Here is a 24514-nt window from a genome sequence, read left to right as displayed (position 1 = left end):
GTCAATTTATGCTAATAGCCACAAGAAAAGGACACATTGTAAATGGTTGACGTTCACTATCAGAAAGTTATTAATGCAACGCCACGAGAGCTTCGCGATACGCTGCTTGACCACCAAAATTTAAGCGACTTCTTTAACGCTTCGTTTAAGGTATTAAGGGCAGCAAATAATACTGAAGTCAGTGGCGGAGTGGGCTGTGTGAGAGAAGTGAATATTCTAGGCGTCAGCTTTAAAGAAGAGATTGTGAAAGCAGACACAGATGGTATTGAATATCGTGTTGTTGACGACTTTCCAGTAAAAGATCATCGGGGAGTTATCAGGTTTTCCGCACAGGGTAGCCTAACCAAAGTTTCTTATCGCATTAGCTGTTGCGCGCCTTGGTATATACCCAACTGGCTACTGACACGCCTTTTACAAAACGACGTAGAGCAATGTTTGAATAAGTTAGGAGCACGTTTTGATCCCCGTTGAACTTATTTTACTTGGCTTAAGCCCGGTTTTTTTACTGTGTGTTTTTGTGGAGTTCAAAAAGGCACGGCAGTTCTATAATGTAAAAGACAGTGTGAACAATGCTTTGCTTGCACTGCTTCATCAGGGCTCTGACGCTCTGGTGTTGCTACTGTTGATGCCTTTGTTTCTTAGGCTGCACCAGTTTTCTTTATTTAACATAGAACTTACGGCAGTATCGCTTTTTGCGGGTTTTATCCTACAAGACTTTTTGTACTACTGGTTTCATCGGGCTTCACACAACATACACTGGTTTTGGCTGGCCCATGTGGTGCACCACAGCTCAACTAAAATGAATTTCACCACAGCGTTTAGACAAAGTATTTTGTACCCATTTGTGGGCATGTGGCTGTTCTGGGTACCAATGATACTTATTGGTTTTTCTCCGAGCCTGGTCTTTGCCATTGTCGCAATAAATCTTGCTTATCAGTTTTTTGTACATACGCAAACGATTGGTCATTTAGGCTGGGTAGAGCATATCTTCAATACGCCTACTCATCACCGCATTCATCACGCAACCAATAAGCCTTATATTGATAAAAACTATGGCGGCGTACTTATTATATGGGATAAGTTATTCGGCACTTTCGCTAAAGAGGACAAAACGATAACGATAAAGTACGGCATTGTAGGAAAAATGCCTAAGGACGATCCTCTCAGCGCCAACTTCAGTCAATTAGGCGTGCTGCGTGAACAGCTTCAGCAGGCAAAAGGAGTAAAAGCAAAGTTTAAGAGACTGTTTGGCTATCCTGTTGAAAATTGAATTAAAGGTCTGAGTTAAGTGATAAACGGAATGCTATCGCTATTTAAAGAAGCGATAGCATTCGCATAACACTACTCTTTATTTGCAATTTTTTGAAGGTTGCTGTGAATTTTGAAGAGAACGATAAGTAGTTCGCACCAGATTCTTGCGCCAATACAGCCAGACACGATAATAAATAGGCCGTATAAGAAGCTTGCGTCGTAACCTACAAACATTGTTGTTACGCCACTTACCACTGACGCTAGAAGCAATAGCCAGTACACGAAAGTGATAATTTTAGGGGTGAGCATTGAGTCGAAGAAGAAAATATCTTTCATAATCATTCCTTGATGAAGTTTGCAGGTAGCAAGCTTTAAATTTTATGCCGCGTCCTGCGACAAACTTCTTGTTGTTATCGTTGATTTATTATTCATGAGTGATGTGAGCATGCCCACGAATTTAGTTTTATCACTCATACATAGTTAAAACAATACTTTTTTATAACAAGGTTTTACCTTGAACCTTGTAAACCACCCGTGTGCAATACGACGATGCGTGAACCGTCCTCAAACTTGCCTTTAGCCAGCATATCTTTAACGGCCCAGAAAGCTTTGCCCGAGTAAACTGGCTCTATTTCAAAATCCATAGTGTTATTGAAATCGTTGCAAAAGGTTTGAAGCTCACTTGGCGCTTTGGCGTAGCCACCAAAATGGTAGCTATGATCAATATGCCAATTTGCTTGGTTAGTTATTGGAAGAAATTGCTCAACCAACCCCTCTAGATAGCCTTCACCTTTTAGTACACCTATGCCAATGGCTTTGTAACGAGAACGAAAGTCAGTAGCCGTTGTACTATTACGTTTATTTAATGCATTTACAATTCCCGCCAATGTCGCGCCGCTTGCGACGGGCGTAACGATAAAATCAAAGTCTACCTCGATTTCATCGGCCATATCTTTTATCCCCTGAAGCGCCAGGGCCTGGCTTCCACCTTCAGGAATGATGATCGCATTGGGGAACTGCAGCTTTAGTTCATCTAAATAGACGCTATCGTTACGCTTTTTGTAGGTAATTCTGTTTACATATTCAATGCGAGTCTTCCACTGCATCAAGTCCTTAATCATTGGCGATGGTGAAGCACTGTAGTCCCCGCGAATAATGGCGGTAAGGGGAATTCCAAGTTTGTAACAAGCAAACCCCAACGCATGAAGGTGGTTAGAAAAGCCGCCGCCGAAACTGATGACGGCGTTTGGCAAAGGGCTAGTTAGTGCATGGCTTAGCTTTCGCCATTTGTTTCCTGACATCACAGGGTGAATAGCATCGTCACGCTTAACATAAAGCGATACCTTGCTTGCGCCCTCCCAGTTCGGTTTGAAAGGAATAAGAGGCGAGGGAAGAGTGAGTGACGTTTTAAATTCATCAAGGGAAAGCACGATGAGAGCCTAGGGACAGTTGATCAATTGGACATTGGCAAGAGTATAACCAGATAGAAATTCAATAAAAGACCTGTAATTTTTATTACGCTTTATAAGAGCATTTTTATGGTTACTAAGAAAAACTTTATTTTACGAAAACCTGTGATTTACACCCCATCAGGTTTTCTTCATTACGTAAAAAACGCTAGCACTTCTTTTACGTCTCACGTTAATAAAATAGCCGCGGCATTTACCTTTGCTATGTTTGTTTCCATATCACTGAGCGCTGTCATCATGTCAAAAAACGCCTATGCGCAAGAGTATGATTCAGAAAACATTAATGAGTATGTTCCCAATGCGAAACTAGTGGGGAAAGGCATGTTTTCTTACTACTTTTGGGACGTATATACCGGTGAGCTTTTTGCTTCTGAAGGTAGATACGCTGATCAGCCTCCTTTTGCACTTCGTTTGACCTACCAACGGGATCTTGAAGGAAAAAAGATTGCCGAGCGCTCTATTGATGAAATGAAAAAGCAAGGAGATATCGCTGCCGATGATGCTGATAAATGGCTGTCGCTAATGGAGCGTATCTTTCCTGACGTTAGCGAGGGCGATGTAATTACAGGGATTGCAACGAAAGAAGGCACAAGCGTGTTTTACGTAAATGGCGAAAAAGCGGATGAGATAAGTGACAAAACGTTTACGCAGCGTTTTTTCGATATCTGGTTAAGTGATGAAACATCGGAACCTAAGTTTAGAAGAAAGCTACTCGGAAAAGATTAGTTTAGTGATTTTATAGATATAAAGCCCAAGCAGGGTTAGTTGAGCAGGATAAGTAAAATGATAAAAAATATGATGAAGTTGTGTTTAGGAGTGGGGTTTGCAGCATTGACCATGGCAGGGCTTTCTGGATGTTCTGTGTCGGTCGATGGTGAAGATTATCAGTCGGTATCTCCGGTTTTTGATATTGAGCAGTTTTTCGATGGAAACGTTAAGGCATGGGGCATAGTACAAAACCGCTCAGGTGAGGTGGTACAAAGGTTTGTGGTAAACATTGATGGCTCAATAGTGGGGAATACCCTAACACTTGATGAAACGTTTGATTATGGCGTAGGTGAAGGGCCTGAATCTCGGACTTGGAAAATAGTAAAGCAAAGCGATAACACTTTTGTCGGTAACGCGGGTGATATTGATGGTCCTGCAAAAGGTACGAGCTATGGTAACGCTTTCAATTTTCACTACCAGATGGATTTGCCGGTAGATGATACTACTTATTCAGTAACATTTGATGACTGGTTTTGGGCTTTCGATGACACTACCATGATGAACCGTTCGTACATTCGTAAGTTCGGTATTGTGATGGCAGAAGTTACTATCTTTATGCAAAAGCAAATTGATTGATAATTTACAGATATAAATCTGGAAAGTTTGCTGACCTGTACCATCCATAGGTCAGCATTCAGAAAAATAAAATTAGAGAGTACAACTTAGCGCACCCGATATCTAGATAGTGCCTGCAACTTGCTGATTCAGACTAGCTGATTTTGACGCAGATTAATCGGAAAACAAAAAACAACACCCAGACCATGTCCTTGCATTAGCGGGTCGTGCACAAACCAAGTTTGCCCATCGTGAAGCTTCACTATTGCGGAGACAAGTGATAAGCCTAGCCCATTGCCTTTGCTCGTTCTGCTGCCATCAGCGCGATAAAAGCGGCGTTCTAGATTTAATATCTCGTGTTCACCCACGCCTATGCCTGCATCATTGACGGCAATAACGATGTGTTTTTCCGTGGTAATTAGCTGAACCGCAACCATACTATTTTCATTTGAATACTTGATAGCATTATCTAATACGTTGGCTACAGCTTGGAAAAGTAAGTTAGGGTCAGCAAGCATAGTCACGCTTTCAAGCTGACTGGACAGCTGAATATTGCGCTCCTCGGCAAGGGGGTGGTAAAGGTCGACCACATCTTCAACAATAGCTCGGGCATCGGTACTGCAGAAACCCTCTTTTTTGTTCGTGGTCTCAAGACCGCTTATGCGCAATAAACTGTTGAACATATTCAGCAGGTTATCTGCTTCTTGTGTAGTGTCTTCTCGAAGCTGATCGTCTTCAATTCTTTCTAGCGTATTACGAAGCCTTGAAAGCGGTGTGCGCAGGTCATGAGCAATACTGTCTGTGACTGACTTGATGTTATTAACCGAGCTTTCAATGGTATCCAGCATTTGATTAAAAACGAAGGAAAGACTGCTGAGATCGTCCCAATTGCTATCAATCTCTAGCCGTTCTTCGAGGTTGCCAGTCTTTATAATCTTATCAGCAGTTTGAGACATGCGGTTAATTCGATTGACCACATACACGGCAATAGCAAAGCTTAGAATACTTAAGGCACAAAGCAACACGACAATGATCCAGCTAAAGGTTTTGCCAAACCACTGCGCGCTATATAAGTCATCGATACCACGCCCAACATAGAGGGTATAGTCCCCAAGTACATCTTCCCTCATCAATGCTTGGCGCAAAGTTTTCCTTGATGAGCTGTTAGGCCGAGTAATAACAATTTCTGCAGTATCAAAGTTAGCCCCTTTGTGCCGCTCTAATACCAGTGGGATAGATGCTAAGTTCCCCGCAACTACTTGCTCATCTTTGCTCAGAACGACAAAGGATCGCAAATGTTCGAATGAATGAGAGGGAGTTTTCGCGCTAGAACGGTTGTGGTTATTATCGTTTACAATGGCCGACTTAACGGCATCAATACCAAGGTTTTCATAGAGAGTTACGAGCGCGTTTGCTTTGGCATTAACGGCAGCATTCGACTCGGAAATAAACAAGTCACTGCTCGTTAATCGCCAAAAGTAAACAATTAAAACAATGGCAATACAAGCTAGGGTGGTGAGCAATACGCCTACGCGAAAACTAGAACTACGCGTAAAGTCGCGTATTGCTATCATGCAAGCTCGTCCGCTATGCGGTAGCCAGTGCCTCTTACGGTTTCAATAAGTGGAACATTAAACGCTTTATCCACTTTCTGACGTAGACGGCTAATGTGAACATCAATCACGTTAGTTTGCGGGTCAAAATGATAATTCCAAACCTGCTCCAACAACATGCTCCGCGTTACAACTTTACCTTTATGACGAAGTAGACATTCAAGTAGTTGGAATTCCTTTGATTGAAGATCAATTTCTTGATCGCCACGCAATACTTTACGGTTAACTAAGTCTAGCGTGAGGTCCCCAACTTTTATCAAGGTCTTGTCATCGCCGTCTTTATTGCGACCAGCCAAACCTTCAACGCGAGCAAGCAGCTCTTCAAAGGCGAAGGGTTTAGTTAGATAGTCGTTAGCGCCGGTGCGAAGGCCTTTAACCTTATCTTCAACTTGGCTCTTGGCGCTTAGTAATAGAACAGGGGTCGTGTTACCTTCTTCGCGAAGCTTCTCAAGCACAGTGAAACCGTCGAGTTCGGGTAACATTACGTCTAAAATTACCGCGTCTAGTTCGTTACTAGCGGCTTGTTGGTAGCCTGATGTTCCATCACCTACAGTAATACATTCATGCCCTTCACCCAACAGTCCATTTGCAATGTGCGAGGCAACCTTTGGATCATCTTCTACAAGTAGCACTTTCATTATCAGGATTCTTCTATTTATCTACATTCACACACTTGTTTGGCATTGCTGATACCGATATGCGGTATTTAACAAACAGCAAGCGAGAACAAGCAGTCAAAAAGCGATATCGCTTTGCCTCTTTTACGAGCTATACGACTTAAAACGATCACTTTTAAGCTTTTTCGCATGTAGCTAAATTTTGTCCTTATTTATATAGCGCTATGTCCCTTTGAACGTTAGTTTAAGGTGATACGGAGGATGCTTTTTATTCACGTATCCAGTCTATTCACCTTTGTCAAAGCGCATGCTCGGGTTATAAGGGGTAAAATGCTGCACATCTCCACGGGCACACTTCTTTTGTACACCATGCCAGTACTCAGGTGTCATCAAGTCGCCGTGCAATGACTTAAGTATATCTTTGAACTTTCTCTTACCAACGATGAAGTGCTCGAATTGCTCGGGAAATACGTCGTTAGGCGCTACTGAAAGTGAATCAATGGCATAGGGGTCATCAGATTTTGGCAACTCCCTGAAATTACGTTCGTTCATTAAACAAATTTCATCATAGTCATAGAAGATCACGCGACCATGACGGGTAATGCCGAAGTTTTTGTGTAGCATGTCGCCAGGAAATATGTTTGCCATAGCAATTTGTTTAATACATAAGCCAAGCTCATCGAGCGCACGCGTTATTTTTTCTTCGTCGGTTTCTTCTTGAAGATATATATTAAGCGGCGTCATTTTCCGCTCAATGTACATGTGCTTGATGATAAGTTCTGTCTCAGTAAATTCTAAACTCGATGCACATGTTTCTTTTAGCTCTCTAATAAGCTCAGGCTCAATCCTATTTAACGGGAACCTAAAATTAACGTATTCATGGGTGTCAGCCATTCGGCCCACACGGTCTGACATTTTTACTAGCTTGTAGCATTCCTTAACGTGGTCACGAGTGATTTTCTTACTTTCTGCAAATTCATCTTTAATAATTTTAAAAACAACGCCATAAGAGGGCAGATGGAAAACCATCATCACTAAGCCGCGAATTCCCGGCGCAGCTTCGAACTTGTCATCAGTCTCGTCCATGTGTGCTAAAAAGTTGCGATAGAAAACCGTTTTGCCGTGTTTGTAATGCCCCATCGACATATATAATTCGAAGTGTTTTTTATTCGGCAATAACTCTTGTAAAAAAGCGGCAACCTCGGCCGGGTTTTGCGTGTCGGCCATAAAATAGCTACGAGCAAAACCAAAAATGACGCTTAGGTCTTTGCGGTCGGTCAGAAGGGCATCAACGAACATATGTGGCTCGTTGTATCTTCGCATGGCGATGACAAACGGCAGGGTTTCATCGGGCATACAAATGCGACCAATCAAATAAGCCGCTTTACCACGAAAAAAAGTAGGCTTTAGGATCTCAACGGCTTGTACACTGGCTAGTTGCTCTTTATTCAGTCGAGCGCGTAGGGCCGTCTCAAGGCTTTGTAAGTCCCTTTCAAAGTTTTCAAACGGAATATTGTATCGGTAAATTTTGAATATCGACTCGTACATTTCACGTACGGTAGTGGTGGTGTCAAAGCTATTGACTACTTTGTCTCTGTCTTGCCCCGGCAAAAAGCAGCGGCTAGGCAGGACAAACATCATGTCGTTGTCTATTTTTCTGTGCTTAAACAAACGGCCAATTACTGAGTTATAAAAGGTTTCGGCCAATTCGAACTGCGGGTGGCCTTCTAGCTGTAGCGCAAACACTTTTTTAAGCTCTTGCCAGAAAGCATCATCTTTTTGGTGGACCTGAGTAAGTTGATAAATTTCGGCAACCGCATCTGACAGGCTTTGTTCATAAATGGTAATGCGCTCTTTAGAGGCTAGCTGGGTTTCTTTCCAATTACCCTTTTCAAATCTTTCCTGAGCGCCCCGTGTAATTCGGGTGAACCACCGGTAACTCTTATCGAAATGAGACAGGATCTGATAGGCAACTTTTCTCACCAAGTTTTTGTCTTGGCTTGCAGCTAACTCTTGCATAGGGATGTTTTCCTTTTTTATTTCGCCTTATATCTACCATAAAACATGCTATTAAGAGAGGGGAGTTTGGTGTAGTTATCGAGTAAGTAGCCAATAATTCAATGTTTTTATTATTTTCTTATACTTTCGTTTAATGTATTCTAATGGTTGATTAGTAACCAATTATAAGATTGTAGTTGATGGGTTTTAATATTCTAATTTGTGACGATTCAGCACTTGCACGGAAAATGGCCAGAAGTAACTTGCCTAGTGGGTTCGCTGAAGCTATTTATGAAGTGTCAAATGGTATGGACGCTCTAGAAGTATTAGCACATCATACTATTGACCTTGTATTACTAGATTTAACAATGCCTGTGCTGGGCGGTCTCAGCGTTTTGAGCGAAATTAAACGCCGTAAACTTGAGACTTTTGTTATTGTTATTTCAGGTGATATACAGCCATTGATGCAAGAAAAAGTGATGTCATTAGGCGCATTAGGTTTTATTGAAAAGCCAATTAAGCGCGACGAACTTACGTCGGTTCTACAACGCTTTGGTTTCATTCTTCCCGATACTTACAAAGCGCCCATTGCGGTTTAATAATGTAAAAAATGAGAAGGGCGAGCCATTGGCTCGCCCTTTTTTATTTTTGCAATGTCACCAGTGCAGACTGGGGTAACACTGCTTAATCAAACCAATGGCGCGTTTTGTTCGCAAACCACACTAGCGAAAGCATAACGGGCACTTCAACTAGTACGCCAACCACAGTGGCAAGTGCTGCGCCGCTGTGTAAACCAAATAGTGAAATGGCTACGGCTACCGCCAACTCGAAGAAGTTAGACGTACCAATCATACATGCTGGTGCAGCTACATTGTGCGGCAGTTTCATGCGCTTTGCGGCAAAGTAGGCAATAGCAAAAATACCGTAAGTTTGTATAAGCAGGGGTATCGCAATAAGTACGATATCTTGGGGCTGCGATAATATCGTTTCTGCTTGAAGTCCAAACAAAATAACAATTGTCAGCAGTAACCCAATTACGGAAAACGGCTTAAATTTACTTACTAGCGCGTCGACCGCGTTATTTCCTGAACCTGCCTTCTGTGTGCTGTCGTTTTTGTTTTCCAAGTGGCGGCGCGTGATATAACCCGCTACCAGCGGCAATACTACATAGAGCGCTACAGACAGTAGCAGGGTGTCCCAAGGAACCGTGATATCTGTTACACCCAACAGCATGGCGGTAAGCGGTGCAAAGGCAACGACCATAATAAGGTCGTTAATTGATACCTGAACCAGGGTGTAGTTAGCATCTCCTTTGGTAAGGTGGCTCCATACAAAAACCATGGCAGTACAAGGAGCGACGCCAAGTAAGATCATACCTGCAATGTATTCAGTGGCGGTTTGCGGGTCTACCCAGTCGGCAAAAATACCTTTAAAGAATAGCCAGCCTAATAGCGCCATAGTGAAAGGCTTGATAAGCCAGTTAACCACAAGGGTTAGCACCAGACCTTTTGGCTTTTTACCCACATCTTTAATAGAGCCAAAGTCTATTTGCACCATCATTGGGTATATCATTAGCCAAATAAGTACAGCCACTACAAGGTTTACGTGTGCATATTCAAGCGCTGCAATAGACTCGAATAGGCCAGGCAAGGCATAGCCTAGGCCGACCCCTGCAATAATACAAAGGCCAACCCACACTGATAAATAACGTTCAAAGAAACCCATCTCTACTCACCTTTGTCTTAATTTCACAACGATTTTTGATTAACACGTTTGCTTACTTCTTCTGCGCTTTCAACGCGCTCAGAATAGCGATCAACTAAAAAGTCTTTGTTGTCGCGGGTAAGCAATGTGAATTTCACCAGTTCTTCAACTACGTCTACAATTCGGTTGTAGTAAGGTGATGGTTTCATGCGACCATCGTCTTCAAATTCTAGAAACGCTTTTGCCACAGAAGACTGGTTAGGGATGGTTAACATGCGCATCCAGCGGCCTAAAACGCGCATCTGGTTCACCGCATTGAACGATTGTGAACCGCCTGATACCTGCATAATGGCCAGCGTTTTCCCTTGAGTAGGGCGCACGCCACCAAGGCTAAGCGGTACCCAGTCGATCATGCTTTTCATGATGCCGGTCATGCTACCGTGACGCTCTGGCGAGCACCAAATTTGGCCTTCAGACCACATCATAAGCTCGCGCAGTTCTTTAACCTTTGGGTGTGATTCATCTTCAGTATCGGGCTGCGGCAAACCGCGAGGGTCAAAAATTTTGGCCTCTGCGCCAAAGTATTCAAGCAAACGCGCTGACTCTTCTATAACTAGACGGCTGTAAGAGCGTTCTCTAAGCGAACCGTAAAGCAACAAAATGCGCGGCTTGTGGTCTGAAAACCTTGTTGCAAAGTTTGCCATAATGGGCTTGTGCATTTGCTCCATTACTGCGTTATCAGAGGGGCTTTCAGCTGTTGTTATTTCCTGTTCCATTGATTGACCTTTGCTCATTACTGGGCGCCTAATTTTGATAGCGCCTCTTTAAGCGCTGCTTTATCTAAGTTTTTCTCAGCAAGCTCTGCTAATGCCGCTACACGCTTTTCAATAATATTGATGGTGTTGTTGAATGCTTCAGCTTTTTCTTGCTCGCTACCTTCTAACTTAGACGGGTCTTCTAAGCCCCAGTGCACCTTAAGCGATTTGCCGAAATAAACGGGGCATGACTCACCCGCCGCTGAATCACAAACGGTTACAACGAGGTCAGCGCCATAATCTTCAAATTCATCCCACGATTGGCTTTGAAGCCCGTTGGTCTCAAATCCGCGCTCTGCAAGGTATTTAAGAGAGAGAGGGTGAACTTCACCGACAGGCTGACTGCCCGCGCTGCGCGCTTCTACATTACCGTTAGAGGCATTAGTGATGGCCTCGCAAAGAATACTGCGGCAACGGTTGTGCGTACAAATGTATAAAATCTTCATATAAAAACCTTATTTAAATGGCTGACGCTATTCTGAATAGCTATCAAAAAGTTGAAAAAGTTAAAAAGTAAGCCGCTTGCAATGTGCTAAGGGCAACCACCTTAGTGATGTACATCAAAGTATGTGAGCGTTAGCAATTCTCGCAGGGTAAGTTCGCTAATGGCTCTTCGATGTATGCACTATTATTCGACGCCGTGTTTTTGATAACCTCTAGCGCCCAAGCAGGTAAGTCAGGATGAAGTTGGTAATACACCCACTTGCCCTTGCGGGTATCGAGCACTAAACCGCATTTTCGTAAATCTGCAAGATGTCGCGAAATTTTTGGCTGGCTTAATTGGAGCGCATCGGTGAGATCGCACACGCATAACTCGCCTTTTACACTAAGCATAAGCAGCGTCTTCAAGCGAGTGTCTTCCGACAGACATTTAAAAAATGCTAGGGGCGCTAACTGCGCAGGTTCACAACAATTCGACATAAAAAACATCACATATGAAATTTCGTATGTGATATATCGTATATGAAATTTCGTATGTGTCAATAACGCATCTGAAATTTCATATATGTGTAATAGAAATGAAGTGGTTTAAAAGCTAACTAAGGAAGCGCTTAATTTTATTGGCTTTCAGGAACGGCGGCCTCAAATGACATCGCTACTTGTTTGCCGTTTACCCCATTGTAGTGGATGATAACTTCGTTCATAAAGGCGTACCATGTAGGGTTGGGGTGCCAAATGGCCATAAGGTCTTTCTTTGCGGTTTGTTCACTTTCACCCAGTACGTTAATTCTATAAAGGTAGGTAAAAGCAGCACCCCGCCAATTCAGTTTACAGTGAGTGAGTACCTTGTCTTCCTTAACATCTACGCTTTGCATAAATGCTGCGTAATTTAAAAAGTTAGCGAGCGTTGGGCCTTCCCAATCAACGGGCACATTAAAGTAGTCGAGGCCTAATTCTGAGGTAGTTAAAATCTCACTCGCTCGATTTCCTGGGATCAAATCTATAACGTGTGTTACCCCTTCCTCTTTTAACAAAGAAAGATGAGAGGCATCAGGCAAGCCTGAAGAATACATAAAGGGCGCGTTTTTTTGGTAGTTAGTGAGCGTTGAAAGGGTAGGTGTGGTCTCAACCTGCGTGTCGGCACTTGTTTTCGATGCTGTAGCGTGAGCGTTCATAGGTGCACTTAAACCTAGCCCTAGACCGATACAAGCAGCGGTAACAGTAAAACTAAATGTAGGCTTTTTAAACGATAGTGACTTTTTCATTCTTGTATCTACTGCTGGCTGGGGCTTTTTCATAATTTAGCGCTCAATGTTGACACTGTTTAAAGGTGGCAATGTTGCCACGTCTTACGTTACACACTTGATTGCGTGTTGTCCAAACGGTAAAGCCACCCTTTTGTAATTAGGGCTAGTTGACCTTTGATTTTAAATAAAGGTCGACAAGACCAAAACACTAGCATAGATAACTGCCGTTATATTTTGGATTAAGCCCTCAGCTTTTTACCGCCTTAGGCTTTAAAGACGGTGCCTTATTTCAGTTGAAGATCAAATACTGACGTGAGAGATAGAACAAGAGCCGTGCTCAAAGCATTAGAGCACCGAGTTATTTAGTTATACTTTTATACGACATGCTAAAGAATAAGATACACAGGTTGGACCACTTGATAAAATATACTTATAGAATCGCGCGTGGTTTTGGAGAAGTACATGAGCAAGTGGTTAACAGTTCTATTTTTAGTTTTAGGTGTGAGTACGTCCGCTCATGCTAACTTGATATTAAATGGTAGTTTTGAAGATAACGATATCAGAAGTAACAGCTGGAAAGCCTTTACCTCTGGAACCGTAGAGGGTTGGAGCGGCACGAATATGGAGTTATGGGATAACTTTCAACGTTTAAACGCTTTTGATGGTAGCCAATACGCTGAACTAAATGCTAATGGAAACGGCGGTCGATATTCTATTTTTCAGACTTTTTCTACTGAGGCCGGAAATACTTACGATGTGTCATTTGCCTATGCAGCACGACGCAGTGGAGAAAGTTTCCAGTTAGACATACTTAGTGATACCAATAGCGTTTTATACAGCCAGGTGTTTGATGACCATGCCATTAAAAGCTGGTCTGAGTTCTACGGTGATTTTGTTGCACAAACTGCTCTAACTACCATTCGTTTCTCTACCATTAATACAGGAACCTATGGCAATTTTGTTGACGATATCGTGGTAACTGCAGCGCCTAGCTTTACTGCGAGCGTTTCCAGCGTTTCTGTTTCTGAACCAGCAAGCTTAGCAATATTGCTACCTCTATCGGCTTTGGCGCTGATAAGACGCAAGAGAGCCAAGTAAATTCACATATGAAGTAATTACGAAAAGGCCCGCATTTATGCGGGCCTTTGTTTTACATTCAAAAAATATCTGCGCTTTGGTTCTAACGCTTATTTATCCATATGGACAACGGAGCGGATACTTTCGCCTTTATGCATTAAATCAAAGGCTTCGTTTATTTCATCAAGACCCATGGTATGAGTGATAAACTCTTGAAGGCCAAAATCACCGTTTAGGTATTGTTCAACAATTCCTGGTAGCTCTGAGCGACCTTTAACTCCACCAAACGCAGAGCCGCGCCATACACGACCTGTCACTAACTGGAATGGACGCGTTGAAATTTCTTGTCCTGCGCCTGCAACACCGATGATTACTGATTCACCCCAACCTTTGTGGCAGCATTCAAGCGCAGAGCGCATAACGTTCACGTTGCCAATACATTCAAATGAGTAGTCAACGCCGCCGTCAGTCATTTCAACAATCACTTCCTGAATAGGCTTGTCGAAATTCTGTGGATTTACCACGTCAGTTGCGCCAAGCTGCTTCGCCAGGTCAAACTTACTTTCGTTAAGGTCAATACCAATAATGCGACCAGCGCCCGCCATACGTGCACCTATAATGGCAGATAGACCGATACCACCTAAACCAAAAATAGCAACCGTGTCGCCTTCTTGTACTTTTGCTGTTTTAAGTACTGCACCCATACCCGTAGTTACACCACAACCAAGTAGGCAAACCTCGTCGAGCGGTGCATTTTTGTTAACTTTAGCCAGCGATATTTCAGGCAGAACCGTGAACTCAGAAAATGTTGAACAGCCCATATAATGATAAATTGGCTCGCCATCTTTAGAAAAACGACTTGTGCCATCTGGCATTAGGCCTTTACCTTGCGTCTCGCGCACTGCTTGGCAAAGGTTAGTCTTACCTGATTTACAGAACTTACATTCGCCGCACTCTGCGGTGTAAAGTGGTATTACGTGATCGCCAACCTCTACACTAGTAACGCCTTCACCCACCATTTCAACAATACCGCCACCTTCGTGACCTAAGATCGAAGGGAATACACCTTCTGGGTCATCGCCAGATAGTGTAAATGCGTCGGTGTGGCATACGCCTGTTGCTACGATGCGTACAAGGACTTCACCTTTCTTTGGAAGCTCTACGTCAACCTCTTCCATCTTTAATGGTACACCAGGGCCCCAAGCAACCGCAGCTTTTGACTTAATGTGCGTTTGACCTTTCTGTAATGAATCTTTGAACGCCATATACTGACTCCGTAATTATTAATGAATATAGATAATCTATGCCCAAAGTATAGGAGAAGGGGGATAAATAATAAATACAGATTAAGTAAATCAGTTTTTCATATCTGTAATAATTTATGGTAGCGTAAGCTAACTAAAAGTGACAAACAGCGAAGCATTTCGCATAGCTGCATAGAAAGGTAATAAGATGAAGTATTTAGAGGGTATTGCAGAGTTTTGTGCGGTTGCCGAGGTAGGCAACTTTACTGGCGCTTCAAACAAGCTTGATACATCTGTAGCGCAAATCAGCCGTAAGGTAGCATCGCTTGAGAAGCAGTTAGGTGTAAAGCTGTTACAAAGAACAACGCGCAGTGTCTCGCTTACCGAAGCCGGCGCTCTGTACTTTGAGCAAGCGCTGCCAGCCCTAAAAGCGCTAGAAGATGCGCAGTCTCTCGGTGAGTGCACTGCAAGATTCTCCACAGGGTCTTATTAAACTTACGGCACCAGTGGCATTCGGAGAAGCATTTATAGCGCCTTTGCTCAATGATTTTATGCACAAATACGCAGGTATTAGCGTGCAGTGTACTTTTTCTAACGATAAGCTTGATATTGTTGACATGGGACTCGACTTGGCTATTCGAATAGGTAAACTTGAAGACTCCACGCTTGTCGCTAAAAAACTCGCGACACGTCACTTGTTTGTGTGTGGCAGCAGCAGTTATTTTGAAGATAATGGCCAACCAGGGTCATTAGAAGAACTTAAAGACCACGCTCTATTGATAGGATCGCAGCCGTATTGGCGTTTTCTAGTGAATAAGGAAATACAAAGTATCCCGGTTCAAGGAAGAGTGCGTTACAACAGTGGTAACGCACTGTGTAGTGCTGCCGTTGCCGGTTTAGGGATTGTCCAATTGCCAGGGTTCTATGTTCGCGAAGCGTTGGCTAGGGGCGAACTTATTGAGATATTCCCTCAATATAAGGACAAACAAGAAGCCATTTGGGCAGTGTTCCCTTCAAATCGAAATGTCGCACCAAAAATTAGATTACTCGTAGATTTCTTGTCTCAGCATATTGTTTCAGATAGTTGAGTTGGTTAACTCATAATTTACTAACAATATAGTCAGTCCCGCGCACGCTGATAATAGCACTTAATACTGTGCGCTATTACGCAACAAAAGTGTTAAACGGTACAGGTAGAATCTCTTTGAGGCGATACATTTTTTGTAGCCCGTCTAGGTTACCTAAATAAATTGGCATCTCAGCATCATAGAACTCAGATATTACTTGTAAACATAGAGCGCATGGCGGGACGGGATTTTCTTGGTCGGCGACAACAATGAGGTACTCCATGTCTCGCTTACCTACCGCGGCAACACCGCTCCAAATAGCATTTCGCTCGGCACAAATCGTTGCACCATAGCTTGCATTTTCAACGTTACAACCGTAAAAGATTTGCTCTACACCTTTAAATTTTACTGCTGCACCAACTTTAAAATGAGAATACGGTGAGTAAGAGTTTTCTCGCGCGCTAAGTGCGTTTTGGTACGCATCCACCACACCCTGATGTACATTTTCTAGCATTTTTTAGTACCACTTTTCTAAAGGGGGAGGTGATATTAACGGCACTTATCAAGCAGTACAACGTAAAATTTACAATGTTTTCAACCGCCCCAATCGAACACCTATCGAACACTTATCGAGAAGTCACTGCTCAGCTTGGATTTTTCCATGCTTGTTGATATTAATGCCCATTGAAGTCAAGGGAGTCAGTGAGTGAGTGGGAGCTTGTTATCTATTTAGTAATAGTATTTTACAGATTGTGTAATGATGAATGTCTCTCATTTGTTATAACATACTTTGGGTCTGTTGAACTCTGATATACAGCATAGATTAACAGCCCCTAATATTAGTTGCTGATCATCATTAGATTGCCTAACTAGCAACCCTTTTTTCTGACAGTGAATTACCGTTTAGTAAGAGAGTAGTTATGACCCAGAATGCATCATTAATTCCCACCAATATTTTGACCGGTTTTTTAGGTGTGGGTAAAACTACAGCCATCAACACACTATTAAGCAATAAGCCGGAGGAGGAAAACTGGGCTATTCTCGTTAATGAATTTGGCCAAGTTGGCGTTGATCAAGAAATGTTTCCCGATAAAAACGGCCTTTTTGTTAAAGAGTTGGCTGGAGGCTGTATTTGCTGTGCCTTAGGGGCTTCACTAGGTAAAACAGTGCGCGCCTTAATTGAACAAGCTAGGCCCGACCGGCTGATTATCGAACCAACAGGTATAGGTCATCCTGAGGGTATTATTGATACTTTAAGCGGGCCAGCGTTTCGTGGGAAGCTTGATTTACGGGCGACTATTTGTTTGCTGGATCCTCGTTCGCTGGGAGAGCCAGAGGTAATCAATAACGAAACATTTCACGACCAACTAAACCTTGCCGATGTGGTACTTATCAATAAGTGTGACCTGGCAAGCGAAGCTCAGATTACCGCCACCGAAGACAGTTTAAACGCAATGTTTCCTCCCAAGCAGTTTATTGGTCGAGTAACGCGTGCTGCATTTGATATTGGTTTACTTGATGTAGTAAGAAATGGGGAACTCAAAGCGCAGTTTCCAGAAGCTCACCAACATCATCACCACGACCATGGGCACAGCCATGAGCTCAGTAAACATAGCCATGAGTCCAGTCAACGCAGCCACGAGTCGAGCAGAAATAGCCATTCACACGACGCTTACAATGATATAGCGGCGCCGGGTAAACCTTTGCGTAAAACGGGTAACGGGAATGGGTTATACAGTTGTGGCTGGGTTTTCCATCGCAACGACTGCTTTGACTACTGGCAGCTTGAAACCGTGCTTAACAAGCTTAAACATATAAGCCGTATCAAAGGGGTAATAAAGATAGGTAATGTTTGGGTATTTTACAATCGCGTAAAAGATGAGCATGACTTCGATAAGGTTGCCTATAGACGAGACAGTCGCATTGAGATCATCAGCACTGAGCCTTTGAACTGGGCGCAAATCGAAAACGAAATGTTGAAGTGTCTGCAGGCATAGCCTGTATAAGTATGAACTTTACCGATTAAACGGTGAAGACTACTTCTGTGTAAATAATTGATCGGAAAAACGGCTTTTAACCTACACATATTTATATTTAACAGCTTTGTGTCTACAAGGTAGAACTGCTAATTGCAAAATGAAATAGGTGTGTAGGTGCAATATAATGAAAGGCAACAGATTAAAGGGCAAATAAACGAAGGGCATATCGCGGTGCGCGGTGCCCGTGTACACAACTTAAAGAATATTAGTATCGATATACCGCGAAATGAAGTGGTGGTGTTCACCGGTGTATCTGGTTCAGGAAAATCTTCTTTGGCTTTCGGCACGCTTTATGCCGAGGCTCAGCACCGCTATTTAGATTCAATATCACCTTATGCCCGGCGGTTGATTGAGCAGGTGGAGAAACCTGACGTAGACGCGATTGAAGGCCTACCTCCTGCTGTGGGCCTCCATCAGCGCCGTGGCGCACCTTCCGTTCGTTCTTCTGTTGGCAGTATCACCACGCTATCTAATAGCCTGCGAATGCTTTATTCCCGGGCAGGCGACTATCCCGAAGGGCAGAACATTGTTTACGCAGACAGTTTCTCTCCTAATACGCCTGAAGGTGCATGTGAACACTGTGACGGTATTGGAAAAGTTTTTGACACACAAGCTCATCGCCTTGTACCCGACGATAGCCTTACTATACGGAAGGGCGCTGTGGCAGCTTGGCCTGGGGCGTGGCAGGGCAAAAACCTAGTAAGGGTATTGTTATCGCTTGATATTGATGTTGATATTCCATGGCGTGAACTGCCTCAAAAAACGCGCGACTGGATCCTGTATACCGACGAAATGCCACAGGTACCCGTCTATCGAAATTACAATCTAGCGCAAACTCGTAAAGCACAACAAGAAGGTGAACCTGCTAGCTACAATGGAAAGTTTATCAGCGCGCGGCGTCATGTGCTCGACACCTTCAAAACGTCTCAAAAAGAGAAAATGAAGCAGCGAATCGCTCCCTTCATATCTGTTGAAGCATGTCCAGTTTGCCGTGGAAAAAAGCTTAAGCAAAAAGCGCTGGCAGTGAAAGTTGATGGCTTAGATATTATTGATTTTTCAAGGCTGCCACTACAGCAAGTTCATGAAAAGCTTCAGGCGTTAAGAAAGTCAGTCGACGGCGATACTTCAGAGCGTGGTCAGGTAATACGCAATATTACGGGCGACATTATTGAAAGAGTGAAACCGATAATAGCGCTTGGGCTTCATTACCTGTCGTTAGATAGAAGTACAACAAGTATCTCAGTAGGCGAACTACAGCGATTGCGTCTGGCGACCCAGCTTAAATCGAACTTATTTGGCGTTGTATTTGTGATGGATGAACCCTCATCAGGTCTTCACCCTCGCGATGTAGAAGGGCTTATTCGCGCGCTTCACACTATTACCGAAACGGGAAATTCGTTGCTTGTTGTCGAGCACAATCCTTATGTTATCAAAGGCGCTAACTGGGTTGTAGACGTAGGGCCGCGAGCGGGAGTGAACGGAGGTGATCTGGTTTATAGTGGGCCGGTTAAAGAACTGGCAAGCAATAAAAGCTCCCCAACGGCAGACTACGTTTTTAACAATAAAGCCCTAAGCCAGCGTAGCAAACGCAAATCATCAAAGGCATTGCGTTTAAAAGACGTTTCCAAAAATAATGTCAGCCATGTTGATATTAATATTCCACTTGGCGTGATGACCTGTGTTACTGGCGTTTCCGGCTCTGGAAAGTCGAGTTTGATTAGCCAAGCATTAGTTGAGTTAGTCAAAGATGGTTTAAGTACAGTCGAGAAAGAAGAGAAGCGAGCGAAAGAAACGAAAGAGACGAGAAAAACGAAAGAACTGCTTACTGACGCCAATTCGCTCCTTGCTCAAGACGCTTTTTCTCATGAAACTGAGCCGCAGCAAGGCTATGTTGAAAGCGGGCTTGATGAGTTAAGTCGTATAGTTGTGGTAGATCAGTCTCCCATCGGCAGGACACCTCGTTCAACATTGGCAACCTATACCGGCATATTTGATCAAATCAGAAGTTTATTTGCTTCAACCGAAGAAGCGAAAGCCCGTGGGTACGATGCGGGTCATTTTTCGTTTAACGTCGCAAAAGGGCGGTGCCCACATTGTGAAGGCTTGGGCGTGGTATCGGTAGAACTACTGTTTATGCCGAGTGTTTATTCCCCCTGTACCGTTTGTAACGGACAGCGTTTTAACGATAACGTACTGGAAGTTGGTTACAACGAACACTCTATCGCTGACGTACTATCGCTTACGGTTGAAGAAGCACTATCTATATTCAAGAGTAATCAAGTCATTACGCGGGGGCTTCGAACGCTAATGAATGTAGGGCTTGGCTATTTAACTCTGGGGCAAAGTGCTACTGAATTATCAGGCGGCGAGGCGCAGCGCATTAAATTAGCGTCAGAACTTAAACGTGCTCAAAATGCTAATACTCTTTACGTGCTGGATGAACCTACAACAGGTTTACACCTTTCAGACACCTCGCTACTTATGCAGCATTTAACCACGCTAGTTGAAGCGGGGAATACGGTGGTGATGGTTGAGCACAATATGCAGGTGGCTGTGGCTTGTGACCACATTATAGATATGGGGCCGGGCGCTGGTGATGAGGGGGGAGAAATCGTTGCTGAAGGTAGCCCAGAGGAGGTTGCTAAGGTTAAACAAAGTGCAACAGCCCCATTTTTGAAGGCGAGCTTGCTCTAACAAAGGCTTTCACTGAATGAGTTCGGTTTAAATGATCGTAGAAATAAGTACTTGTTTAAAGCTACTTAAGTACAAGTAAGCCAATTTAGAAACTGCTTAAACTGTATTTGTACCTCAAAAAGAAATATTAATTAAAGAGTGTTTCATATTTTGCAATACAGTGTGGTGAAAACTGCGGTTGACTTATAGACGTCTATACGGCAAATTGCTTGTATGAAAAAGATTCTACTTACTCGCACCACCATTATGTTAATTACCACCTTAAAAAGGGCGGTCGCTGACTAGTGCAAGTAAGCAAAAGACAACGAAAGCCCGCCTAACACAGAGCGGGCTTTTTTTTACACACGTTTTAGCATGCGTAACCTTAAGGAGCAGCATATGAAAGTCTTAAAGTTTGGGGGTTCTTCTCTAGCCGATGCACCGCGATACATGCGCGTTATGGAAATTAGCACGGCAACCCACCAAACCGACGGTGCTGCGGTTGTACTCTCTGCCCCAAAGGGGGTAACGAACGCGCTTTCACTACTTTGTGAACAAGCAGCCGCGGGTGAAGATTTCCAGCCATTATTCGATAAGTTGAATGACACGGTCACAGGCATTGCCAACGACCTGAACGATGAACTCGACGGATTTGAACACGCAAGCGTGGTGGAATTTATCAATAGTCACTTATCAGTATTAAAACAGCACCTTGAAGGCATTAAACTGCTCGGCGTTGCGCCAGATAATGTTGCTGCTGGTATTCTTAGTATTGGCGAATACATCTCGGTTACGCTCTTTAGCGCTATGTTATCGGCTAAAGGCATTGCAAACCGCGTTATCGACCCAGTTAAATATGTGCTTGCTGAGGGCGATTACTTAGACAGTATTGCCGACGTATCGCTAAGTAAAGCGCGTTTTTCAGATGTGCCTACCGATGGCAGTGAGTTTTTGGTTATGCCTGGCTTTGTAGCTGTTAACGAAGCAGGCGAAAAAGTAACGCTAGGACGTAATGGCTCTGACTATTCAGCGGCTATTTTAGCGGCGTGTATAGACGCTAGCTGCTGTGAAATTTGGACAGACGTAGACGGTGTGTATAACGCTGACCCCAATCAAGTGGAAGGCGCGGTGCTGCTAGACAAGCTTACTTATCAAGAGGCGATGGAGTTGTCTTACTTCGGTGCCAAGGTGCTTCACCCTAAAACTATCGGGCCTATCGCCCAGCATCACATACCTTGTTTGATCAGAAATACGTTGAACCCGGCAGCGCCTGGTACGTTAATCAGTAATGAGAAAAGCGAAGTGTGGACGTCGGTGAAAGGTATTTCACAGCTTGATAACGTCACCATGTTCAACGTTGCAGGGCCAGGCCTTAAAGGCATGGTGGGTATGGCGAGCCGTGTGTTTGAGGTTATGTCGAACGCTAATATTTCAATTAGCCTTATTACGCAGTCATCTTCGGAATACTCAATTAGTTTTTGTATTCAAAGCAAAGACGCCAGCCGTGCATTAACGCTACTTGAAGATGCTTTCGCGCTAGAGCTGCAAAATCAATTGCTAGATCCTATCGAAGTACGTCACGATCTGGCCATTGTTACTTTGGTAGGCGATGGTATGCGTCAAACCAAAGGTTTGGCAGCGCGATTCTTTAACTCACTAGCCCAAGCACGAGTAAATAACGTTGCTATCGCACAGGGCTCTTCAGAACGCTCAATTTCCACAGTAATCGAAAGTAAGCGTGCTAAGAAAGCGGTTAAGGTTATTCATCAGAATTTTTTCTCTGACCGCCATACCATAGACGTATTCCTAGTAGGGTGTGGCAATGTAGGCACTGAACTGCTAGGTCAGATTGAAAAACAACAGCCAGCACTTTTAAAACGTAATATTCAGCTGCGCGTTTACGGTATAGCAAATAGCCGTAAATTGCTGTTGAACAGCCAAGGTATTGATTTAAGCAGCGATTGGAAAGCGGCCCTGGACTCTGCAAGTGAAGGCTTGAGTGTAGAGCGCTTGCATCAGTTCGCAAACGATACCAGCTTGGTCAACCCAGTCATTGTTGATTGTACAAGCCATGAAGCCATCGCTAATCAGTACGTTGATATGATGGAAAGCGGCTTCCACGTAGTAACGCCTAACAAAAAGGCGAATACCAGCGCTATGTCTTATTACCGCAAGTTACGTAAGACTGCACTTAATACGAATCGCCAATATTTGTATGAGACAACAGTGGGCGCGGGCCTTCCTGTTATCGACAACCTGCAAAAACTATTCAGTGCAGGTGATGTGCTGCATCGTTTTGAAGGTATTCTTTCAGGCAGCTTGTCTTACGTATTCGGTAAGCTTGAAGAGGGCATGAGCCTGTCGCAAGCGACACAAACGGCCAAAGACAACGGTTTTACCGAGCCAGATCCTCGCGACGATTTAAGCGGTATGGACGTTGCTCGTAAGTTGCTTATTATGGCCCGTGAAGCCGATTTAGAGCTTGAGCTTTCTGATATAGAGATTGAGTCGGTACTGCCTTCGGGATTTGCAGAAAACTGTTCTATCGACGAATTTATGCAGCAGCTACCCGAGTTAGATGCTGCGATGAATGATAAAGTTGAGGCGGCTAAAGCGGAAGGCAAAGTGCTTCGCTATATTGGCAGCATTGAAGATGGAAAGTGCAAAGTTAGTGTACAGGCCGTCCCTGCTAGCAATCCGCTTTCTCAGGTGAAAGACGGCGAGAATGCACTGGCGATTAATAGTGACTACTACAGTCCAATCCCTTATGTAATTAGAGGATATGGTGCAGGTGGTACGGTAACGGCGGCAGGGGTATTTGCCGACATTTTACGCACTATGCCGTGGAAACAAATGGCGCATTAACCGCTAAATAACGCAAAGCATGCTTTGCGTAATGGGTAAGTGGCTAAAGTAAGAAATTCGAAGGTGTGACTTAGGCCAGTGATTTATCGCGTTAAGTCGCAAGCGAAGTAAGAGAAATTATATGAAAGCATTCAAGGCCTTTGCGCCGGCATCAATTGGAAATGTAAGCCTAGGCTTTGACGTACTGGGCGCAGCGCTTGCGCCGGTTGACGGTACTAAGCTCGGTGATGAAGTTGAAATAAAAGCGGCTGAGTCATTTTCATTAGAAACGGTGGGGCGCTTTGCTCACAAGCTTCCGGGCGATGCGGATAGCAATATAGTTACTAAGTGCTATCACTATTTTTGTGAGCAAATGGAAAAGGCTGGAAAGCCAACCTCTCCTGTTGCACTAACGCTACATAAAAATCTACCTATTGGTAGTGGTTTAGGTTCAAGCGCAAGTTCTATTGTGGCAGCGTTTGCGGCACTTAATGCTTACTTCGATACGCCATTTGATGAAGATACGCTACTTATTATGATGGGTGAGTTAGAAGGTCAAATAAGCGGTAGTATTCACTTTGACAATGTTGCGCCATGTTATTTAGGTGGCATGACTTTGATGACAGGTAGCGATGCGCCGGTCACTCTGTCTCTACCTCTTAACGATGACTGGTACTATGCAGTTTGCTATTCGGGTATTAGCGTATCCACAGCCGCAGCGCGTGACATCTTGCCTAAGCAGGTGGATATGGCGACGGCGCTTACCTTTGGTCGACAACTTGGCGTGTTCGTACACGCACTGCATGCGGGTAACTTTGACTTGGCGGCGTCGGTAATGAAAGATGTTATTGCCGAGCCTTACAGAAAATCGCTATTGCCAGGTTTTGATGAAGCTCGCGCGTTTAGCGAGCAAGCCGGGGCACTAGCTTTTGGCATTTCGGGCTCGGGGCCTACGGTGTTCGCTGTATGCCCAAGCAAGGCGCAAGCGGAAGAAGTCGCGGCATATTTAACCGCGAACTACATCCAAAACGAAGATGGCTTTAGCCATGTGTGCCAAATACCAAGCCAAGGTACTACTATTTGTTAAAAGCA

At 43.9% G+C, this 24514-nt stretch carries 22 protein-coding genes and 1 pseudogene; 11 read left to right on the top strand and 12 right to left on the bottom strand.

Annotated elements, in window-relative coordinates; all coding sequences use genetic code 11:
* Nucleotides 1-42: 42 nt before the first annotated feature.
* Nucleotides 43-471, top strand: coding sequence for an SRPBCC family protein (locus ACYX4W_RS18465; protein WP_476074158.1), 429 nt, complete (start codon nt 43-45; stop codon nt 469-471).
* Nucleotides 458-1270, top strand: coding sequence for a sterol desaturase family protein (locus tag ACYX4W_RS18460; protein ID WP_476074157.1), 813 nt, complete (start codon nt 458-460; stop codon nt 1268-1270). The genes ACYX4W_RS18465 and ACYX4W_RS18460 overlap by 14 nt, the downstream gene beginning before the upstream one ends.
* Nucleotides 1271-1341: 71 nt before the next feature.
* Here the strand turns inward: ACYX4W_RS18460 and ACYX4W_RS18455 are convergent, their stop codons facing one another.
* Together ACYX4W_RS18455 and ACYX4W_RS18450 are read right to left on the bottom strand one after the other, a co-directional pair.
* The gene (locus ACYX4W_RS18455; RefSeq protein ID WP_476074156.1) at nt 1342-1587 is read right to left on the bottom strand and encodes a DUF4282 domain-containing protein; all 246 of its coding nucleotides are present in this window, start codon (nt 1585-1587) and stop codon (nt 1342-1344) included.
* 173 nt (nt 1588-1760) lie between these two features.
* Nucleotides 1761-2681 (bottom strand): 1-aminocyclopropane-1-carboxylate deaminase/D-cysteine desulfhydrase, encoded by a 921-nt coding sequence (locus ACYX4W_RS18450; protein ID WP_476074155.1) that lies wholly within the window; start codon nt 2679-2681, stop codon nt 1761-1763.
* 276 nt (nt 2682-2957) lie between these two features.
* On the opposite strand from ACYX4W_RS18450, the gene ACYX4W_RS18445 reads away from it, so the two are divergent.
* Nucleotides 2958-3446 (top strand): chalcone isomerase family protein, encoded by a 489-nt coding sequence (locus tag ACYX4W_RS18445; protein ID WP_476074154.1) that lies wholly within the window; start codon nt 2958-2960, stop codon nt 3444-3446.
* 57 nt (nt 3447-3503) lie between these two features.
* A complete protein-coding gene (locus tag ACYX4W_RS18440; protein ID WP_474805286.1) occupies nt 3504-4064 on the top strand; it encodes a DUF3833 domain-containing protein in 561 nt (186 codons plus the stop codon).
* Between the two features lie 128 nt (nt 4065-4192).
* Here ACYX4W_RS18440 and ACYX4W_RS18435 read toward each other — a convergent pair whose 3' ends face one another.
* The 3 genes from ACYX4W_RS18435 to aceK all read right to left on the bottom strand — a co-directional run bounded on the left by ACYX4W_RS18435 (nt 4193) and on the right by aceK (nt 8292).
* On the bottom strand, nt 4193-5617 hold the full coding sequence (locus tag ACYX4W_RS18435; protein WP_476074153.1) for a HAMP domain-containing sensor histidine kinase: 1425 nt from the start codon (nt 5615-5617) through the stop codon (nt 4193-4195).
* Nucleotides 5614-6294: a response regulator transcription factor gene (locus ACYX4W_RS18430; RefSeq protein WP_474805288.1), complete on the bottom strand. Its 681-nt coding sequence runs from the start codon at nt 6292-6294 to the stop codon at nt 5614-5616. The genes ACYX4W_RS18435 and ACYX4W_RS18430 overlap by 4 nt, the downstream gene beginning before the upstream one ends.
* Before the next feature lie 264 nt (nt 6295-6558).
* On the bottom strand, nt 6559-8292 hold the full coding sequence (gene aceK, locus ACYX4W_RS18425; protein ID WP_476074152.1) for a bifunctional isocitrate dehydrogenase kinase/phosphatase: 1734 nt from the start codon (nt 8290-8292) through the stop codon (nt 6559-6561).
* 179 nt (nt 8293-8471) lie between these two features.
* Between aceK and ACYX4W_RS18420 the strand changes: the two genes are divergently transcribed.
* Nucleotides 8472-8870: a response regulator gene (locus ACYX4W_RS18420; RefSeq protein WP_025256222.1), complete on the top strand. Its 399-nt coding sequence runs from the start codon at nt 8472-8474 to the stop codon at nt 8868-8870.
* Nucleotides 8871-8955: 85 nt separating this feature from the next.
* Here the strand turns inward: ACYX4W_RS18420 and arsB are convergent, their stop codons facing one another.
* From arsB to ACYX4W_RS18395, 5 genes are all read right to left on the bottom strand, one after another.
* Nucleotides 8956-9996, bottom strand: a complete 1041-nt coding sequence (arsB, locus tag ACYX4W_RS18415; protein ID WP_476074151.1) for an ACR3 family arsenite efflux transporter — start codon at nt 9994-9996, stop codon at nt 8956-8958.
* A gap of 23 nt (nt 9997-10019) precedes the next feature.
* Nucleotides 10020-10703, bottom strand: coding sequence for an arsenical resistance protein ArsH (gene arsH, locus ACYX4W_RS18410; protein WP_476075500.1), 684 nt, complete (start codon nt 10701-10703; stop codon nt 10020-10022).
* Nucleotides 10704-10768: 65 nt separating this feature from the next.
* Nucleotides 10769-11236 carry an arsenate reductase ArsC gene (locus ACYX4W_RS18405; protein ID WP_476074150.1) on the bottom strand — a complete coding sequence of 156 codons (468 nt, stop codon included), beginning with the start codon at nt 11234-11236 and terminating at the stop codon, nt 10769-10771.
* 130 nt (nt 11237-11366) lie between these two features.
* Nucleotides 11367-11720 (bottom strand): metalloregulator ArsR/SmtB family transcription factor, encoded by a 354-nt coding sequence (locus ACYX4W_RS18400; RefSeq protein WP_476075499.1) that lies wholly within the window; start codon nt 11718-11720, stop codon nt 11367-11369.
* 128 nt (nt 11721-11848) lie between these two features.
* Complete coding sequence (locus ACYX4W_RS18395; protein WP_476074149.1) at nt 11849-12529, bottom strand: protein-tyrosine phosphatase family protein; 681 nt, start codon at nt 12527-12529, stop codon at nt 11849-11851.
* A 411-nt stretch (nt 12530-12940) separates the two neighbouring features.
* On the opposite strand from ACYX4W_RS18395, the gene ACYX4W_RS18390 reads away from it, so the two are divergent.
* On the top strand, nt 12941-13576 hold the full coding sequence (locus tag ACYX4W_RS18390) for a DUF642 domain-containing protein (RefSeq protein WP_476074148.1): 636 nt from the start codon (nt 12941-12943) through the stop codon (nt 13574-13576).
* Nucleotides 13577-13665: 89 nt separating this feature from the next.
* Here ACYX4W_RS18390 and ACYX4W_RS18385 read toward each other — a convergent pair whose 3' ends face one another.
* Nucleotides 13666-14820, bottom strand: a complete 1155-nt coding sequence (locus tag ACYX4W_RS18385) for an S-(hydroxymethyl)glutathione dehydrogenase/class III alcohol dehydrogenase (protein WP_476074147.1) — start codon at nt 14818-14820, stop codon at nt 13666-13668.
* 187 nt (nt 14821-15007) lie between these two features.
* Here ACYX4W_RS18385 and ACYX4W_RS18380 point away from each other — a divergent pair.
* Nucleotides 15008-15887, top strand: a pseudogene (locus tag ACYX4W_RS18380) (LysR substrate-binding domain-containing protein).
* A gap of 76 nt (nt 15888-15963) precedes the next feature.
* On the opposite strand, the gene cdd reads toward ACYX4W_RS18380, so the two are convergent.
* Nucleotides 15964-16380, bottom strand: coding sequence for a cytidine deaminase (cdd, locus tag ACYX4W_RS18375; protein WP_476074146.1), 417 nt, complete (start codon nt 16378-16380; stop codon nt 15964-15966).
* Nucleotides 16381-16786: 406 nt separating this feature from the next.
* Here cdd and ACYX4W_RS18370 point away from each other — a divergent pair, with 406 nt between their 5' ends.
* From ACYX4W_RS18370 to thrB, 4 genes are all read left to right on the top strand, one after another.
* Nucleotides 16787-17863, top strand: coding sequence for a CobW family GTP-binding protein (locus tag ACYX4W_RS18370; protein ID WP_476074145.1), 1077 nt, complete (start codon nt 16787-16789; stop codon nt 17861-17863).
* Nucleotides 17864-18019: 156 nt separating this feature from the next.
* Nucleotides 18020-20599, top strand: a complete 2580-nt coding sequence (locus ACYX4W_RS18365) for an excinuclease ABC subunit UvrA (RefSeq protein WP_476074144.1) — start codon at nt 18020-18022, stop codon at nt 20597-20599.
* A 378-nt stretch (nt 20600-20977) separates the two neighbouring features.
* Nucleotides 20978-23443: a bifunctional aspartate kinase/homoserine dehydrogenase I gene (gene thrA / locus ACYX4W_RS18360; RefSeq protein ID WP_474805299.1), complete on the top strand. Its 2466-nt coding sequence runs from the start codon at nt 20978-20980 to the stop codon at nt 23441-23443.
* A gap of 121 nt (nt 23444-23564) precedes the next feature.
* Nucleotides 23565-24509 carry a homoserine kinase gene (gene thrB, locus ACYX4W_RS18355; protein WP_474805300.1) on the top strand — a complete coding sequence of 315 codons (945 nt, stop codon included), beginning with the start codon at nt 23565-23567 and terminating at the stop codon, nt 24507-24509.
* Nucleotides 24510-24514 lie beyond the last annotated feature (5 nt).

It is taken from the genome of Alteromonas sp. ABH4_454 (assembly GCF_056311775.1).
Note: the sequence above shows the minus strand (reverse complement) of the source record. Positions and strands in the feature narration are given on the sequence as shown.